Annotated in this window: 19 protein-coding genes; 11 read left to right on the top strand and 8 right to left on the bottom strand. The window is 69.3% G+C overall.

The window, feature by feature from the left end; all coding sequences use genetic code 11:
* Nucleotides 1-54: 54 nt before the first annotated feature.
* A complete protein-coding gene (locus OG884_RS12860) occupies nucleotides 55-411 on the bottom strand; it encodes a hypothetical protein (protein ID WP_326645337.1) in 357 nt (118 codons plus the stop codon).
* A 200-nt stretch (nucleotides 412-611) separates the two neighbouring features.
* Here OG884_RS12860 and OG884_RS12855 point away from each other — a divergent pair, with 200 nt between their 5' ends.
* Nucleotides 612-1,418, top strand: a complete 807-nt coding sequence (locus OG884_RS12855; RefSeq protein ID WP_326645335.1) for a GntR family transcriptional regulator — start codon at nucleotides 612-614, stop codon at nucleotides 1,416-1,418.
* Nucleotides 1,419-1,845: 427 nt separating this feature from the next.
* Nucleotides 1,846-1,977 carry a hypothetical protein gene (locus tag OG884_RS12850; RefSeq protein ID WP_326645333.1) on the top strand — a complete coding sequence of 44 codons (132 nt, stop codon included), beginning with the start codon at nucleotides 1,846-1,848 and terminating at the stop codon, nucleotides 1,975-1,977.
* Here OG884_RS12850 and OG884_RS12845 read toward each other — a convergent pair.
* The gene (locus OG884_RS12845) at nucleotides 1,967-2,713 is read right to left on the bottom strand and encodes a cytochrome d ubiquinol oxidase subunit II (RefSeq protein WP_326645331.1); all 747 of its coding nucleotides are present in this window, start codon (nucleotides 2,711-2,713) and stop codon (nucleotides 1,967-1,969) included. The two genes, OG884_RS12850 and OG884_RS12845, sit on opposite strands and share 11 nt — an antisense overlap.
* Nucleotides 2,714-2,880: 167 nt before the next feature.
* Between OG884_RS12845 and OG884_RS12840 the strand changes: the two genes are divergently transcribed.
* Nucleotides 2,881-4,077, top strand: a complete 1,197-nt coding sequence (locus OG884_RS12840; protein WP_326645328.1) for an RNA-guided endonuclease InsQ/TnpB family protein — start codon at nucleotides 2,881-2,883, stop codon at nucleotides 4,075-4,077.
* Between the two features lie 106 nt (nucleotides 4,078-4,183).
* Here the strand turns inward: OG884_RS12840 and OG884_RS12835 are convergent, their stop codons facing one another.
* Nucleotides 4,184-5,431, bottom strand: a complete 1,248-nt coding sequence (locus tag OG884_RS12835; RefSeq protein ID WP_326645326.1) for a cytochrome ubiquinol oxidase subunit I — start codon at nucleotides 5,429-5,431, stop codon at nucleotides 4,184-4,186.
* A 357-nt stretch (nucleotides 5,432-5,788) separates the two neighbouring features.
* Nucleotides 5,789-6,328, bottom strand: a complete 540-nt coding sequence (locus tag OG884_RS12830; RefSeq protein ID WP_326645324.1) for a DUF4262 domain-containing protein — start codon at nucleotides 6,326-6,328, stop codon at nucleotides 5,789-5,791.
* Nucleotides 6,329-6,347: 19 nt separating this feature from the next.
* Between OG884_RS12830 and OG884_RS12825 the strand changes: the two genes are divergently transcribed.
* The 3 genes from OG884_RS12825 (at nucleotide 6,348) to OG884_RS12815 (ending at nucleotide 7,902) form a co-directional block, all read left to right on the top strand.
* Entirely contained in the window at nucleotides 6,348-6,551 is a 204-nt protein-coding gene (locus OG884_RS12825) for a hypothetical protein (protein ID WP_326645322.1), read from the top strand.
* A gap of 217 nt (nucleotides 6,552-6,768) precedes the next feature.
* Nucleotides 6,769-7,287: an FBP domain-containing protein gene (locus tag OG884_RS12820; RefSeq protein WP_326645320.1), complete on the top strand. Its 519-nt coding sequence runs from the start codon at nucleotides 6,769-6,771 to the stop codon at nucleotides 7,285-7,287.
* 63 nt (nucleotides 7,288-7,350) lie between these two features.
* Nucleotides 7,351-7,902: a hypothetical protein gene (locus OG884_RS12815; RefSeq protein WP_326645318.1), complete on the top strand. Its 552-nt coding sequence runs from the start codon at nucleotides 7,351-7,353 to the stop codon at nucleotides 7,900-7,902.
* Nucleotides 7,903-8,079: 177 nt separating this feature from the next.
* Here the strand turns inward: OG884_RS12815 and OG884_RS12810 are convergent, their stop codons facing one another.
* The 3 genes from OG884_RS12810 to OG884_RS12800 all read right to left on the bottom strand — a co-directional run bounded on the left by OG884_RS12810 (nucleotide 8,080) and on the right by OG884_RS12800 (nucleotide 10,880).
* Complete coding sequence (locus OG884_RS12810) at nucleotides 8,080-8,937, bottom strand: ABC transporter permease (protein WP_326645316.1); 858 nt, start codon at nucleotides 8,935-8,937, stop codon at nucleotides 8,080-8,082.
* Nucleotides 8,938-8,947: 10 nt separating this feature from the next.
* On the bottom strand, nucleotides 8,948-9,781 hold the full coding sequence (locus OG884_RS12805) for an ABC transporter ATP-binding protein (protein ID WP_326645314.1): 834 nt from the start codon (nucleotides 9,779-9,781) through the stop codon (nucleotides 8,948-8,950).
* 67 nt (nucleotides 9,782-9,848) lie between these two features.
* Nucleotides 9,849-10,880, bottom strand: a complete 1,032-nt coding sequence (locus OG884_RS12800) for an ABC transporter substrate-binding protein (RefSeq protein ID WP_326645313.1) — start codon at nucleotides 10,878-10,880, stop codon at nucleotides 9,849-9,851.
* 487 nt (nucleotides 10,881-11,367) lie between these two features.
* On the opposite strand from OG884_RS12800, the gene OG884_RS12795 reads away from it, so the two are divergent.
* From OG884_RS12795 to OG884_RS12785, 3 genes are all read left to right on the top strand, one after another.
* A complete protein-coding gene (locus OG884_RS12795; RefSeq protein ID WP_326645312.1) occupies nucleotides 11,368-12,696 on the top strand; it encodes a UDP-glucose dehydrogenase family protein in 1,329 nt (442 codons plus the stop codon).
* A gap of 261 nt (nucleotides 12,697-12,957) precedes the next feature.
* Nucleotides 12,958-13,626, top strand: a complete 669-nt coding sequence (locus OG884_RS12790) for a restriction endonuclease (RefSeq protein WP_326645310.1) — start codon at nucleotides 12,958-12,960, stop codon at nucleotides 13,624-13,626.
* A gap of 97 nt (nucleotides 13,627-13,723) precedes the next feature.
* On the top strand, nucleotides 13,724-13,984 hold the full coding sequence (locus OG884_RS12785; protein ID WP_326645308.1) for a hypothetical protein: 261 nt from the start codon (nucleotides 13,724-13,726) through the stop codon (nucleotides 13,982-13,984).
* Here OG884_RS12785 and OG884_RS12780 read toward each other — a convergent pair.
* Nucleotides 13,971-14,627, bottom strand: coding sequence for a TetR/AcrR family transcriptional regulator (locus OG884_RS12780; RefSeq protein WP_326645306.1), 657 nt, complete (start codon nucleotides 14,625-14,627; stop codon nucleotides 13,971-13,973). The genes OG884_RS12785 and OG884_RS12780 overlap by 14 nt on opposite strands.
* A gap of 110 nt (nucleotides 14,628-14,737) precedes the next feature.
* On the opposite strand from OG884_RS12780, the gene OG884_RS12775 reads away from it, so the two are divergent.
* Nucleotides 14,738-15,781, top strand: a complete 1,044-nt coding sequence (locus OG884_RS12775) for a medium chain dehydrogenase/reductase family protein (RefSeq protein WP_326645304.1) — start codon at nucleotides 14,738-14,740, stop codon at nucleotides 15,779-15,781.
* A gap of 79 nt (nucleotides 15,782-15,860) precedes the next feature.
* Complete coding sequence (locus OG884_RS12770; protein WP_326646913.1) at nucleotides 15,861-16,406, top strand: TetR/AcrR family transcriptional regulator; 546 nt, start codon at nucleotides 15,861-15,863, stop codon at nucleotides 16,404-16,406.
* Nucleotide 16,407 lies beyond the last annotated feature (1 nt).

Here is a 16,407-nt window from a genome sequence, read left to right as displayed (position 1 = left end):
CCCCATAAATGCTTCAAGAGAGGGTAATGCGGGCGCATGCGACTCACCCACGGCTCAGGGCCGGTGCGGATGATCGCGGCGCGGGTCCCGTCTGGTCTTGAGCCTGCCCAACTGGCGGATCAGCTCGTCGCGGACCTCCGCGAGCGCGGTGGACAGATCCTGCTCGTCGGAGCCGGCCACCAGCGGCTCCGTCCCCGGGAGCACGCATTCGAGCGTCACCCGCTGCTGGGGCGTGTCGCGGTCCTTGACGCTCAGCCGCAGTTCCACCGCGTCACCGGGATAGGAGAGCAGTCGCTTCCCCAGCCCGGCCAATCGCTCGATGATCTCCTGACGCTCGCTCTCGGCGAGGCCCGTCCCGAACCTGAGCCGCTCGGCGACGACATCTTGCTCCTCGCCACTCGCATCTGTCATCGTCAACAGCCTCCTTTGGATGTAGTCGCAATATTACATTCGGTTATCATCGCCATTTTGGGGGAGGTCGACCCGAATTCCCGCCCGTGCTGCCGGGCGCTGGAATCCGGCCCGCCCCGGCGAGAGGTTCGACTGCGGATCCTCTTGCTGTAGGGGGGCTAAAATTCCACTCGGTGTCGAGCGAGAGGAGGCGGTCCCCGATGGATCTGAAGACGCTGCGTGATGTTTCCGGGCTGAGTGACCCCATTGAGCGTGCACGGCTTCTGGGTCGTCTCATGACCGAGGAGCAGGAGCTTGTCGAGGAAGCGGCAAAGATGCGTCGCCAGGCGATCGCCGAGGCTCGTGATTCCGGCATGGGCCTGGAGGAGATCGGGGCACGCCTGGGCGTCTCTCCCGGTCGTATATCCCAGATGAGGAAGGGGCCGACGGCCCGCACCCCCGAGGGGGCGGCGGCCCGCGCGCCAAAGGTTCTGGTGCGGCGGGCGCTGCCGACCGACCCCGCCGTGCGCGCCTCCGCGTCCCTCTTTCTCGTCGAGGCGGAGCGGCAGGGGATCAGGCCGGACCGCAGAATGCTCTATGTCGGCCCGGAGCCGGCGAGTGATCACGTGGCGGCCTGCCTGCGCGTCGAACCCGGCGCCGAGGTGATCGCCCGCCGGAAGATGATGACGGCCAACGAGGTTCCGGTGCGGATCGCCACCAGCTACTTCCGGGTGGACCTGTTCGGGAGGACGCGCATCGCCGAACCCGAGTTCGTCAAGCCGTCGCTCCAGTCGGCACTGGTCGCCCTCGGTCACGCCTTCGGTCATGCGGAGGAGGATCTGACGGCTCGCCCGCCGACATCCTTCGAGTACGAGACCCTGGAACTCGAACCGGGGGAGTGGGTCGTGCAGGTCCTTCGAGCCGGTTACTCCAGCGAGGACACGCCCGTCCACGTCCTGGAGACGATCTGCGCCGCGAACAGGCACGTCTTCTCGATCGGCCAGGTCTCCGGGTACGACGAGTTCTAAGCGACCCGCCCTCGGGCTCGGGCCGGTCACAACCGTCACGCTCACGTCGAGATCGGAGAGAACGCAGTGACAATCGCAGCCGCAGTGACAGCCACAGCCACGGCCGCAGTGACAGCCGCAGCCGCAGCCGCAGCCGCAGCCGCAGCCGCAGTGACAGCCACGGCCACAGCCGCGACGCGGCCCTCGGTGCCGGTCCTCGCCGGGCGGCTGCCCGCCTATGTCTACGACCTGGCCGAGCTCGACGCCCACGCCCGGTCGCACTGAGGCCCGGTGACCGGGTGGAGTTCACCATGGCGGGCGCCTACGCCTGGAACATCTCTCACCATGACTTCCTGATGCATCCGAAACCGAGCTTCCACTACCTGGCCTCCTCGCCCGCCTGAGGCAGGCCGCCAACCCGGGTGTGTGGATGCCTCCAGGTGCGCATATGCTGCGCATCACCGCTTTCATGCATCAAAGGGAGAAGCTCGCCGTGTACAAGGAGTTCGCAATCGAGGCCGTGGTCTGGGTCATCCCCGTAGTAGTGCTGCTCGGGCTGGCTTTCATGATCACTGCCTGACCTGGACGCGGCCGAAGAGCCACCACAGCCACACCTGTGACGCCACCAGCAGGGGAGTGAGCAGCAGCATCGAGGGAGTGAGCAGGGCGAGCGTCGCCGGATCCGCCAGGTTCTCCGCCAGTGGCAGGCGGGCTCCGGCCAGCAGACAGGCCAGAGCCATCCCGACCGACGTCAGAGCGTAGACCGTACGCCCACCAGAGGGTCCGGCGAACCGCCGTGCCCTCTGCCGAGGGGCGCCTTCGAGCCGGAGCCCGGCCAGCGCCAGCCCGTGGGCGGCGAACAGGACGGCACCCAGCGGAGCGGCGACCAGCGCACCGAGACCGACGGTGAACCCGTCGCCCATCCCGACGAGGATGAACCCCCAGCTCAGCACCGCCACCCAGCTGCCCACGACCACTGCGCCCTCACACCAGGCCCGCCAGGCGACCCGATCCACCTGCCCGCGCAGCCAGATCCCCGCGTCACGGGCGACCCAGCCGAGCAGCAGCGCGGCGAACGGCAGGTACAGCCCGCTGAGCATCTCCCCCTCCAGCACGGGGAACGCGCCGACCATTACGCCCACCGCCGTGACCAGCCAGACCTCGTTCGTCAGGAAGAACGGGGTGATGGAGGCGAGCACCCGGCCGCGCTCCTCGGGGGTGCGGCCGAGATACGGCAGGAGCATGCCGACCCCGAGATCCGCGCCCGCGAGGACGAAGTAGCCGACCGCGAAGAACGCGAGCAGGGCGATTTCCATCAGACTCTCCCGAGGGGATCGTTGCTTTCAGGCGACGGGGGAATCGGGAGCGGGAGGGCCGCCCAGGCCCGAGCGTGTGGTGACCTGTCAGGTCTGCGCATTCCGCGTCGCCTCTTTTCGACATTCGATACGGTGGGAACAGGAGTTCCAGTGAGGGTGGTGGTGTGATGCGCAGGTCCTACAAGTTCCTGTTGCGCCCCACCGCAGGGCATGTGATCGCGTTGACCGCCTGTTTGGACGACCACCGCGCCCTGTACAACGCCGCGCTGGAGCACCGCCGCACCGCCTACGCCAAGGCGGGGGTGAGTGTGAGGTACGGCGACCAGTCGGCGGAGTTGAAGGACATCCGCGCAGAGGACACCGGTGGGCAGGGCCGGTGGTCGTTCTCCTCTCAGCAGGCCACCCTGCGCCGCCTGGACAAGGCGTTTCAAGCTTTCTTCCGGCGTCTCAAGACGGGCGGGAAGGCGGGCTTCCCCCGCTTCAAGGGCAAGGGATGGTTCGACACCGTCGAGTGGCCCAGGGACGGCGACGGCTGCGGCTGGGACTCCCAGCCCGAACACCCCAGCGCCACCTACGTCCGCCTGCAAGGTGTCGGCCACGTCCGGGTGCACCGGCACCGGCCAGTACGCGGCACAGTGAAGACGATCAGTGTCAAGCGGGAGGGCTCGCGCTGGTATGTGATCCTGTCGTGTGACGACGTGCCCGCCGAGCCGTTGCCCGCGACCGGGAAGGCGGTGGGCATCGACCTGGGGGTGGCGTCGCTGGTCACCACCAGCGACGGCGACCCTTTGGACAACCCGCGGCACCTGGCCGTCTCCGCCGACCGGCTCGCCAGGGCACAGCGGGACCTGGCACGTAAGAAGCGCGGCTCGACGCGACGCCGCAAGCAGGTGGCCCGCGTCGCCGCACTGCACGCCCAGGTGCGCCGCAGGCGTCTGGACGGGGCGCACAAAGCCGCACTGACCTTGGTCGGCGGCTATGACGTGATCGCCCACGAGGACCTGCGTGTCACGAACATGACCAGGCGCGCCGCCCCGAGGCCCGATGGCGAGGGTGGGTATCTGCCCAACGGCGGTGCGGCGAAGTCGGGTCTGAACCGCAGCATCCTGGACGCGGGGTGGGGGGTGTTCCTGACGATCCTGTCGTACAAGGCTGAAAGCGCCGGTCGAGAGCTGATCGCGGTGAATCCCGCCCACACCTCCCGCACCTGCTCGCGGTGCGGGCATTGCACGAAGGAGAACCGCCGTACCCAGGCCGAGTTCGCCTGTACGGCATGCGGGCACAGCGCGCACGCCGATGTGAACGCGGCGATCAATATTCTCAGGGCAGGGCTTGCCCTTCGTGAAGCTGCGCGAGCGGCTTAGCGAGAAGCCGCTCCCTTCAGGGAGCGGAGGAGTCACATCGATGTCCCTTTGCGAAGGCCGGGAGGGGCCAGAGAACGGGCTGTTAGAAGGCCAGGACCGAGATCTGTCAGAAGGCCAGGACCGGGAGCGGTTCAGCCGGGGCGGTGCCGGTGGCGGGCGCCTCGGGGCCCTGGCGGGCGCTGCGCGCCAGGATCCAGGTGTTGACGGCCATCAGCAGGACGGAGAGCGCGATGAAGGCGACCAGCGAGAACCAGATCGTGCCCGGGGACAGGTCGCTCAGCGCGTCCTCGGTTTTCAGCAGGCCGTTCACCATCCAGGGCTGGCGGCCCACCTCCCTGAACACCCAGCCGGCGATCATGGAGACGAACGGCAGCGGGATCATCGCGATCAGCAGCACGTGCCAGGCCCGCGACCCCAGGATCATCCGGCGGAACGAGGCGAGCAGGACGCTCAGCATCGACACGAGCAGCAGCACCGTGAAGACAGCCAGCATGACGATGGCGCCGACCCGTGTCGCCGCGACGGGCGGGATGTAGTCCCCCGGACCGTAGGCGGTGACCATCTCGGCCTGCAACCGATCGATCTCCGCCTCCCGCCCGCCGAAGACGGCTCTCTTCATCGGCTGGAGGGCAGGGAACTGCACGCCGCCGAACGCGGCGTTGGCCAGCAGCGCGGGCAGCGTGGTGAACACGCCGATCCGCAGGGACCTGCGGAAGAACTCCTGCTCGGCCGTCCCGCGGCGCAGGTGGTAGGCGCTCACCCCGGCGAGGAAGAACCCGGCGGTCACCAGGGCACCGGAGAGGATGTGGGCGAACGCGAGGAGCGCCTCGGGGTTGGTGAGCACCGCCGCCGCGTCGGTGAGCCGCAGCGCCCCGTCCACGACCTCGGCGCCGACCGGGTTCTGTAGAAAGCCGTTGGCGACGAGGACCCAGTACGCCGAGGCGTAGGCGGTGAGCGTGACCACCCAGATCACGGCCAGGTGCGCCCAGCGGTTCAGCCGGTCCCAGCCGAAGATCCACAGGCCCAGGAACGTCGACTCGATGAAGAAGGCGACGAGGGTCTCCATCGCCAGGGAGGCGCCGAACACGTTCCCCGCGAAGTGCGTCAGCCCGCTCCAGGCCATCCCGAGCTGGAACTCCATCACCAGCCCGGTGAGGATGCCCATCGCGTAGTTGATCACATACAGCCGTCCCCAGAACCGGGTCATCCGCAGGTGCACCTCGGAGCGCGTCAGCGTCGCCCGGGTCTGCGTGATCGCCAGCAGCGTGGCCAGGCCGAGGGTGAGGGCCACGAACAGGAAGTGTGCCCCCGAGGTCACGGCGAACTGCAGGCGGGCGAGATCGAGCGTCTCCATGTCGCTCATGCTTCCGGCGCGATCACCGCCCGCGCGTCCCTCACCGGGAGGTACCCGTTGTACTCCAGGAGTCGCGATCTCCGTCCTCGGCCGTACGACTTCCAGCGCATTCACCCGCGTTTCCCGCGCGGGTGAGGCCAGGTGCCCGGCCTGGTCCGCGGCCGTACGGCTTCTGGCGCGTCCATCCGGGTTCCACGCGGGCGACTCGGCCTGGTTCGCGGTCGTACGATTTCCGGCGCGTCCACCCGGGTTCCCATGCGGGTGAGGGCCCGGCCTGGTCCGTGGTCGTACGATTTCCGGCGCGTCCCCTGGAGGGCGACGGTGGGCCAGGGGCCTCGGGGCGTCTCCGCGGTTCCGTCAGGGAAGTTTGGTCCAGGGGCCCGGGGCGTGGTCGTCCTTGGGGATCCAGAGCGCGGGCTGGAGCTCCCGGAGTCGCGGGGCGCAGCCGTCGTTCCAGGGGAAGCGGCCCGCGGCGTCGGGCCAGACGATCTCCATGAAGGGCAGCGGGGGCCGCTGGTAGAAGTGCAGCGCGGTGCCGAACAGCGACCGGTACCAGCTGGTGTCCACGGTCTTCGCGACGACCGGATAGTTCCTGATCACGTCGTCCCGCTCCCGGCCCTCGACCAGGTGGTGTCCGGCGGCGATCTGGTCGGCCAGGGTGTTGAGGCAGTTGCCCATCACGTCCACCCGGAGGCCGAGCATGACCACCTCGGGGGAGCGGAGCGTGTGCCACAGCCCGACGGTGAACGCCCAGCCGGGACCGTCCTCGTCCTCCGGGATCATGACAACCGCCCACCCCCGGTTCCGGACGCTTCGCAGCATCGCGAGATCGGCCTCGTCGAGCTCCACCTCCTGCTCGACGCAGAGCAGGCAGTGGCATACCGGCTGGTCAGACATATGCCGAGCGTAGTGCTCTGTGCGGATAAAAGCTGACAAGTCCCCGCCCGTCGCCCCGCAGTGCCCGTACGGCGAACAGGGGCCTTCGGAGAGGATCGGACCGGAGGCCCGGGGTGGGCCCCACCCGGAACGGCAGGTCGACGCCCAGGGGCAGCAGGGCGTGCCCGCCGACCAGGAGCATGGTGGTGGCGGCGCGGGCAGGTCCGCGTCCTCGCCGTCCTGAAACTCCTGGTAGATCTACCGGCATCTAGGGAAAAAGCATTCGACGTCACTGATGTCGCACTGAGATAGTGGTCGGCGCTGGATGCCCGGAAAGACGGTGATCCGGCAGGGGCCGGACGCTTGCTCGCCGGCGTCGCCCGAGCCCTGTCCCTCCCCGACGGAGGCACAGGTCGCGCAGGCAGGGCCCAGTAGACGCGTCGATCAACAGTAGGTGAGTCATGATTCCGGTCGGTGAGAAGGAGATACGCGGATCCTTCGTCAACTGCTCCAAGGGGGAGGCGCGCAGGATCAACCTGCCCAGGGGCCTGTCGGAGATCCCCTGGGCCGACCTTGACTTCCTGGGCTGGCTCGACCCCGGCGCGCCCGACCGCGGCTACCTGGTCACCGAGCGACGCGGCGAGCTCGTCGGCGTCACCCTGCGCCTCACCCGGGATGTGCGCAGGAGCTACGCCAAGAGCACGGTCTGCTCGATCTGCGTGACACCCCACGCCGGCACCGGGATCTCCCTGTTCGTCGCACCCAGGGTCGGCGCCGCGGGCCGCCAGGGCAACACGGTCGGCACCTACATGTGCGCCGACCTGGCCTGCTCCCTCTACGTGCGGGACAAGAAGAAGACCGAGCTCGGCGTGCGGTTCGAGACGCTCGGCAACGAGGAACGGATCATGCGAGCCGTCGTCAACCTGGAGGGCTTCCTGGACAAGGTCTTCGACGGCGATCTGAGCTCGGACGTGGCCTGAGCCGCACCCGCTCCCGGGGCGGCGGCCTGGGACCCCGCCGCCCCGGGAGCGTCTCGGACGCCGGTGGGCTACCAGGCGACCCGCAGGGACGTCGCCCGAGGCCTGGCGCCCCTGGGTCGGCGACTGCCTGGCCCCCAACCCGAGGTCTCGGCCCAGCGCGGCCCGGGTCAGCGCGTCCCGGGTCAGTCCCGCGCCGCCGGGAACGTCGCGCAGCCGCTCCAGGATCTCCGGCACCGTCGGGACGACCGGGGACGAGCCGTCACGGTCGGGCTGATCACCGACATGCCGGTCACCCCGCAGGTGCGCGGTGCCGCCTTCCGGATGCTCGCCGATCTGGAGACCATCGAGGTCGTCCGTGACGTCGTCGACGCGGAGGGCCGTACCGGCAGTGCCGTCGCCATCGAGGAACGGGTCAGGGCGAAGGCGGACGCCAAGGGCGGCGAGGGGATCCTGCGGAACCGCCTGATCTTCGACGAGGCGACCGGGCGGGCACTGGCCAGGGACAGCGTCGTCGTACGGCCGGGCGGCCTGCAGGCCGGATTCGCGCCGGGCACCGTGTGGCACTCCCAGACCATCCTCGAAGCCGGCTGGACCGACGAGAAACCCGCCTCCTGACCCCCGGAGGACTCGCCGTACTCCCGGGGTGTACGGCGAGTCCTCCGCGCGGCGCGGCTCTACGGCCTGAGCGAGCTGCTCAACCACCGGCGCGCCCGGCCTTCGGTGCGAGCGGCTCCGCGGGCACGGGGCACGGGGCACGGGGCCCGCGGCGCGGCGGCGCGTTCCAGGTTCGGATCAGCCGACGCGCTGGTCGAGCCCCCAGCGACGCCGGAGGGCGTTGTCGGCCGCGCCGAAACACATGTCCACGACGATGCCGATGACCAAAATCACGATCATCGTCGCGAGGAGGCCGGGCGCGTCGGAGAGTTCCCGGGCGTTGTCGAGCTGTTCGCCGATCGACGTCTGGTGAGCGATGATCACGAGGAGCTCGCCCGCCATCAGGGACCGCCACGCGAACGCCCAGCCCTGCTTGAGCCCCGACAGGAACGACGGCAGCGACGCGGGCAGGATGACGTGCCGATAGAGCGCCAGGCGCCGCAGGCCGAGGATGTGCCCGGCACGGAGCAGGAGCGGAGGGGTGTAGTCCACGCCGGCGATCAGCCCGTTGGCGATCGACGGCGCGGCCCCCAGGACGACCACGAACAGGATCGCGCTCTCGCTGAGTTTGAAGAACAGGATCGCCAGCGGGAACCACGCGATGGAGGGCATGGTCTGCAGGCCCGTGATCAGGGAGCCGAGCGCCGCCCGCAGGGGCCGGACCCGCGACACGGCCGCGCCGACCACGAGCCCGACCAGCACCGCGATCGCGAACCCGGTGATCGCGCGGCGCATCGTCACGCCCAGGGCCTGGTAGAACTCGGCCTCACCGAGGCGGTTCCACAGATCCGCCAGGACGGTCACCGGGCCGGGGAGGACGTACTCCGGGCGCCACCCGCTGAGCACGACCAGCTCCCAGACGGCGAGGACGAGGACGATCGCCGAGATCATCGGCCAGCTCCTGGCCCAGAGCCTCGAAGCCAGACTCTGCCGCTCCCGGTTGGACAGCTCCAGCGCGTCCAGACCGGCGATGTGCTGGGAAAGATCAGCAGTCATTGGGCACCCGCTACTTCTCGATCCCGGCGCCGACGGGCGGCCGCGCCGCCGGCTTGGCGTGGCGCAGCACCTCCTGGCGCAGCCTGTCGGTGATGGTGGAGGCCGGTTCGGCCACTTCGGCGGAGTCGGTACGGCGTGGCCGCGGCAGCGTCACCGGGAAGTCCTCGATCACCTTGCCGGGCCTGCTGCTCAGCAGGACGACCCGGTCGCCGAGCCGTACGGCCTCGCGCACATTGTGGGTGACGAACAGGACGGACAGCTCCCGCTCCCGCCAGATCCGCTCCAGCTCGTCGTGGAGCAGGTCACGGGTCATCGCGTCGAGGGCGCCGAAGGGCTCGTCCATGAGGAGCACGTCGGCGTCCTGGGCGAGGGCCCTGGCGAGCGCGACCCGTTGGCGCATGCCGCCGGACAGCTCGTGCGGGCGCTTGCCGCCGAAGTCGGCGAGGTGAACGATCTCCAGGAGCTCCGCCGCCCGCGCGCGGCGCTCCTTCTTCGTGGTGTTCCTGCCCGAGCTCGTCACCCGGAGCGCCAGCTCGATGTTCCCCGAGACCGTGAGCCAGGGGAACAGAGCGGGCTCCTGGAACATCATCGCGATGCGGGCGTCCCTGGTGTCGATCTCTCCGGCCGTGGGGCGGTCCAGGCCGGCGACGAGGTTGAGCAGCGTGCTCTTGCCGCAGCCGGACGCTCCCAGCAGGCAGACGAACTCGCCTCTGTCCACCGAAAGCGTGACCTGGTCAAGGGCCAGGAGCTCCCTGCCGTACACCTTGGAAACCGCGCCCAGCCGGACCGCGGGCTCGTGCCCGTCGGTCCGGCCGGGGCGCAGCTCCTGTATCGGAGCCGTCACTTCGCCTCCCTGACCAGCGGCTCGCCGGCTCGTGACCGAGAGGGCCGCCTTGGCTCGCTGGGGTCGATCACTTGTCGCTCACCGCCGGCTGGCTCTTGGCCGCCAGGACCTCGTTGAGGATCGTGAGGTCGTAGATGCCGTTCAGGTCCACCGGGTCGAGCAGGCCGACCTTCTGGGCGTGGTCGGCGCTGCCGACGAGGGAGGACGCGATCGGGTCGTTGGTGAAGGTGATGTTGCCGAAGGCGCTGTCCAGGACCGCCTGCGCGATCGGTTTGCCGCTCAGTTCCTTCAGCTCCGCGTTGACCGACTCCTTGGCGCCCGCCGGGTCCGACTGGATGTAGGCGTTGGACTCGACGTGCGCCTCGATCAGCTTCTTCACCAGGTCGGGGTGCTCCTTGAGGAACTGCTGCCGCACGATCAGGTGCGTGATCACGAACTGCTTGTTCGGCCAGAGGTCGGCCTCGGTGAGCAGGATCTTGCCCTTGCTCTCCTGGACCAGGCGGCTCGCGAAGGGCTCGGGAACCCAGGCGCCGTCGATGTCGCCGGTGGCGAAGGTCTGCAGGGTCTGGGCGTTCTCCTGGGGGAGGATCGAGACCTCGCCGCCGCCCTTGGTGTCGGTCTCGATCCCCTTCTCCTTGAGCCAGTAGCGCAGCGCGACGTCCTGGGTGTTGCCGAGCTGAGGCGTGGCGATCTTCTTGCCCTTGAGGTCCTCGATGCCGTTGATCCCGGGCTTGACCACGAGGAACACGCCACCGGACGCCGCGCCTGCGACGATCTTGATGGCCTCGCCCTTGGACTTCGACCAGGCGTTGATGGCCGGGTTCGGTCCGATGTAGGTCGCGTCGATGGCGTCGGAGAAGATCGCCTCGGTCGCGGCCGGTCCGGCGTTGAAGGTCGAGGTCTTCAGCGTCACGTCGCTGCCGAGCGCCTTGGCGAAGAAGCCCTTCTGTACCCCGACCAGAGCCGTGGAGTGCGTGATGTTGGGGAAGAAACCGAGGCGGACCTCGGTCTTCGCCGTGTCGCCGCCGGAGGACCCCCCACCTCCTCCGCAGGCCGCCGCGAGGGCTGTCACCGCGACCGCGGCCAGTGCCGCTGCCATCCCCCGGAGCCTGCGAACCATCATTGATTACTCCCTAATTCCTACTTAACAAGTCGGTTTAGTGCATAAAACGGCAAGTGGGACCTCCTGTCAAGCGGCGGTGACCGCATGGGCACGAGTCGTTACCGGTTCGTGTTTCGCGGTACGTCGCCGTCGCCCTGCATGGGTAGATATATGGCGTTATGCCTGCTTGGTCGCGTGAAAGTGTCTTCGTGCCGAGGTGGGCGGGCGTTACCGGCTGGAGTCACCCTTGCCGCGGGTGCGCGGAGCCGCTGAGCGTGGCGGTGCGGCGCGCATGTGGCCGCAGCCCCGGGTCAGCACGCCGCTGAGCGTCCGCAGATCCCGCTGGGTGACTGGGTGAGGGAGTCGTATGAACCTTTAGACATGACTTGATCTCACAAGCCTGCTGAATCAGCACCCCGATACGCGATAACTTCTTGGGGCGCACCCCATGCGCACCCCGGGAAGTCCAACGAACAGGAGCGTGATGCGAGTTTCCGTGATCGGGTGCGGCCATCTTGGCGCTCCACACGCCACCGCGATGGCCGAGATCGGCCATGAGGTGATCGGTGTCGAGTTGGACCCGGACAAGTGCGAGGCCCTGGGCAACGGCATCGCCCCCTTTTTCGAGGAGGGCTTCGAGGACCTTCTGATCCGGCACACCTCCTCCGGCCGACTCCGCTTCACCGCCGACCTGCGGGAGGCCGTGGACTTCGCCGACCTGCACTTCATCACGGTCGGCACCCCGCTGCGCGAAGACGGCCACGGCTACGACATGGCCCAGGTGATCGACGCGATGCGGTCGCTGGTCCCGCTGCTGAGCAGGCCGGCCACGATCGTCGGCAAGAGCACGGTGACGGTCGGCACCGTCGAACGGCTCCAGAAGATCATCGACACTGATGCGCGGATCTCGAGCGTGGAGTTGGTCTGGAACCCGGAGTTCCTGCGCGAGGGCCATGCCGTGCAGGACTCACTGTTCCCCGACCGGATCGTGGTCGGCCTGACCTCCCCGCAGGCCCGCAAGGCGGTCGAGGAGGTGTACGCGCCGATCCTCGACCATGGAGTGGCGGTGATCCTCACGGACCCGCCCACGGCAGAGGTGATCAAGTCGGCCGCGAACGCGTTCCTGACCACCAAGATCTCGTTCATCAACGCGATAGCCGAGGTGTGCGAGTTCGTCGGGGCGGATGTGAACACGGTCGCCCATGCGATCGGCGCCGACAGGCGGATCGGGCACGAAGGGATGCGGCCGGGCATCGGTTACGGCGGCGGTTGCCTGCCCAAGGACGTGGCGGCCTTCACGCACCGGGTCGGCGAGCTGGGCGCGCGGAACGCGTACGGGCTCCTGATGGCCGTCGAATCGATCAACGCCGACCGGATCCCGGCGGCGATCAGGCTGATCGAGAAGGCGCACGGCGGCCCGATCGACGGCTGTACCATCGCGTTCCTCGGAGCGGCGTTCAAAGCCGGCACCAGCGACGTACGCGACTCGCCCGCCCTGCGCCTGGCCGGGAAACTGGCCGAACGCGGCGCGACACCGGTCGTCTACGACCCCGAGGCCATCGCCGCCGCCCGCGAGCTGCACCCCGAACTCGGCTACGCCGACACCGCCGAGCAGGCCATCGCGGACGCCGATCTCGTCGTGCTCGCCACCGAGTGGCCGGAGTTCACCGCCGACCCCAAGCTCCCCGCGGACACCGCCGACCTGGTACGCCGCCGGGTGCTGGTGGACGTGCGCAACGCCGTCGAGTCGGGTCCGTGGCTCGCCGCCGGATGGGAGGTCTGGCAGCTCGGCAGCCGGCCTCAGCGTCCGTAGAGCGGCCTCGCTCCCGCACGGAAGGCGGCACGCACGGTTGCCGGCGGGCACGACGCTCATCGCCAACCAGAGCGCCGCCAACCGGGACGGACGGGTGTTCGCCGACCCCGACCGGATGGGCCGCTATCCGGGCCCGTGGTCGCTTCCACCGGCTTTCGCCGCTTCCGCCAAAAGGGCCGAACCTCGGGGTGTTCTCGAAAACTGTCGGTCCTGGTCGTCACCATCGACGGATACTCCCAACCTCACCCCCGGAGGCCGCCGATGACCCGACGACGTACACCGGCCAGACGAAGACCCCGCCGCCGCAAGGACAACGCGGACTGGCTGCTCTGGCTGGTCGCCGTCGTCTTCCTCCTGGCGGTCGCAGGCTGGCTCATCGACCTGGTCGTCGCCAACTGGCCACTGATCATCGGCCTTACGGTCGTGCTGGTGGCGGGGCTGGTCGGCCTGCTCGTGCTCCGGCAGCGAACGATCGACGCCCGGCAGCGGGAATGGCTGAGAGACAACGCCCACCTCGAACGCGTCGACCAGATGACCGGCGTTCAGTTCGAGTCACTCGTCGAGGCACTGCTTCGGCGGGACGGGTTCCACAAGGTCCGCAGGGTCGGCGGCAGCGGTGACGGCGGTGTCGACGTCATCGGGACCGCTCCCACCGGCGACCTCTTCGTCGTTCAGTGCAAGCGCTGGGCCAAATCCGTCGGCTCGCCCGAGGTCCGAAACCTCCTCGGTGCCCTCCATGCCTATCCCGGGCACCGAGGTGTTCTCGTCGCCACGACGCGCTTCACCGCTCCGGCCAAACAGTGTGCGGTGGGAACGGACCTGCTGCTGATCGACCGAGAGCAACTCGCCGCCTGGCTGAACGGAGCCGCTGCCCTTGCTCCGCCGGCGAGCGCGACCGGCGGCTTATGGCCTCCGCGACACCAACGCTGATCACACACCTTCCCTCCAGGCGCCCCAGCGCGGCGCGTACTCGCAGCAGCACCGTACGGAGCACGGTCACGATGTCCGAGACGAAGATCTTGCGATTGTGCGGATCGTGGACGTGCACCTGCCGATCGACGGTGAGACCACCGTCGAATGGCGGCATCGGCATCGGCATCGGCATCGGCCACGGAGGCGAGAGCATCCGGCTGTTCGGTCGCGGTCGGCGGTGTTCATCGCGGCCGGCAGCACGGTGGGCAGCACGGCCGTGACGCCGACGGCGGCGAGCACCCGGTCGGCGGCCCGGGTCGCCGCCGGGGTGCTGTCCCTGCGCCTGCACGCCGCGAGGTGGTTCAGGTGTCCTTGAGGTGTGCCAGCGCGCCGATGATGCGTTCGGCGATGTTCTCCGGCCATGGGAAGGAGCGCAGCACGGCGCGTTGGTGGGCCAGGCCGTGCAGGCCCAGCCACAGCGCGACCGCGTCGCTGAAGAGATCGGTGCTGGTGGCCTGACCCGCGCTGACGCAGTCGTCGAGGGCGTCGATGAAGACCTGCAGGGCCTCCATACCCAGCCCGATCATGTCCTCTTCGGTGACCGAGCCTTCGCTCAGGTTCGGCAACCACAGGCCGCCGAACATGATGCGGTAGCGCCCGGGATGGGTCTGGGCCAGGTCGAGGTAGGCGCGGCAGGCGGCGAGCAGCCGTTGCCGGGGGTCTGGGCCACCGCCCGTCGCGGCCGCGCGCAGGGCTGTGGCGAGCTGGTCGTACTCCTGGCGCACGACGGCCAGCATGATGGCCGGCTGGTCGGGGAAGTGCGGGTAGATCGAGGGGGCGGCGATCCCGATCCGGCGGGCGACCGAGCGCAGTGTGATGGCGCGTTCGTCGCCTTCCTCGTCGAGCAGTTCCACCGTGGCGGCGATGATCTCGTCGCGGAGCTTGCTCCCCTCGCCGCGGCGGTTGCGCCTTCGGGTGGGTCCCGGGGTGGCCGACTGCGCCGGTTCGATGTTCTTCACCCTGTAACCATACATCGCGAAGTTTATGGGTGGCGTCTCTTGCACCGCTAGACTTACGGCTGTTACGTTACGACCGTAAGCAAACAAGCGAAGCCTCAAAGGGAAACGCCATGAACAGCACCGTCGCCACCCACACCACGGAAATCGTCCTGCCCGGCATAGTCGACCCAGACGGCCTGCAAACCCGGACCCGCGACCTTCCGCCCCCCACCAAAGGACAGGTCCTCCTGCGCATGGACGCCACCGGCGTCTCCTTCGCCGAGCAGCAGATGCGCCTGGGCAAGTACTACGACCAGCCGCCCTTCCCGTTCGTACCGGGCTACGACGTGGTGGGCACGGTCACCGCCACCGGCCCCGGCGTGGACCCCACGCTGACAGGCCACCGCTTCGCCGCCGTCATCAAGACCGGCGGATGGGCCAGCCACCTGCTCGTCGAAGCCGCAGACCTGGTACCGGTACCAGACGAGGTGGACGCGGCAGCCGCGGAGACCGTGGCCGTCAACGGCGTCACCGCCTGGCAGATGCTGCACCGCACGGCCAAGGTCCGCTCCGGCGGGACCATCGTGGTACTGGGGGCCAACGGCGGTGTCGGCTCCATCCTCGTCCAACTGGCCCGCCACGCCGGGATCACGGTGATCGGCACGGCCGCGGCACGCCACCACCAGAGCGTGCGCGAACTGGGCGCCACCCCCGTCGACTACCGCCACCCGAACATGTACGAACAGATCCGCAACCTCGCCCCCGAAGGCGTGGACGCGGTCTTCGACCACGTCGGCGGACCCGGGCTGGTGCAGTCATGGCAGCTGCTGTGCAAAGGCGGCACACTGGTCAACTACGGCACGGCCTCCAGCAAGAACGACAAGGGCAACGCCGCCCTGCCGGTACTCAAACTGTTCGCACGACTGCTGGTATGGAACTACCTGCCCAACGGCAAAAGCGCACACTTCTACAACTTCTGGGCCGGCCGGCGCCGCCTGGCCGCCTTCCGCCGCCGGCTGAGCAGCGACCTCACCCAGGTACTGCACCTGGTGGCCACCGGCGCCGTGACCCCGCAGATCGCCGCACGCCTCCCGCTCGCCGACGCAGCCGCCGCCCTGGCGCTCGCCGAGTCCCGGACCGTCCTGGGCAAGGTCGTCATCGTCCCCGGACCGTGAGACCGCGCGCCGCGCCGTCGCCGCCCCACCGGCCCGCAGGGCAGAGCGCGCACGCAACCGCCGGGGCCAAGGCGCCCGCCTGCGGGCCGACATCCTGACCGCGGCCACCGGCCTGCTCGACCGGGGTGGCGAGCGCGCCGTGACCCTGCGGGCCGTGGCCCGCGAGGCCGGGATCGCCACCTCCTCGATCTACCCGCACTTCCCCGACCAGCCGGCCCTCCTGCTCGCCGTGGTCGCTGCGGCCTTCGCTGACCTGGCCCGCCGCCTTGAGGCGGCCATCACAGACGATGACGCCCCACAGCGCCTGTACGCCGCCGGCCACGCCTACCTCGACTTCGCCGCCGCCCACCCCCGCCGCTACCGCGCCATGTTCGGCTCGACCCGCCCTCCGATCGACCTCGACGCGCTCATCCTGCGGCTTTTGGCCGACCTCCTCACCGACTGCGCCGCCGCCGGGCACTCGACCAGCACCGACCCCGGTGCCGACACGATCGCGCTGTGGCTGGGCCTGCACGGCCTGGCCCACCAGCACACCGTGACCCGCACCTTCTCCTGGACAGCCCAGCTCGTGCCGCATGTCGTGGCCTCGCTGGCACACCTCACCCCGAACCGCCCACCCCAGTAGA

The sequence above is a fragment of the Streptosporangium sp. NBC_01755 genome (assembly GCF_035917995.1).
In the GTDB taxonomy this organism is placed as follows: domain Bacteria; phylum Actinomycetota; class Actinomycetes; order Streptosporangiales; family Streptosporangiaceae; genus Streptosporangium.
This window is presented reverse-complemented; position numbering and strand designations above follow the sequence as displayed.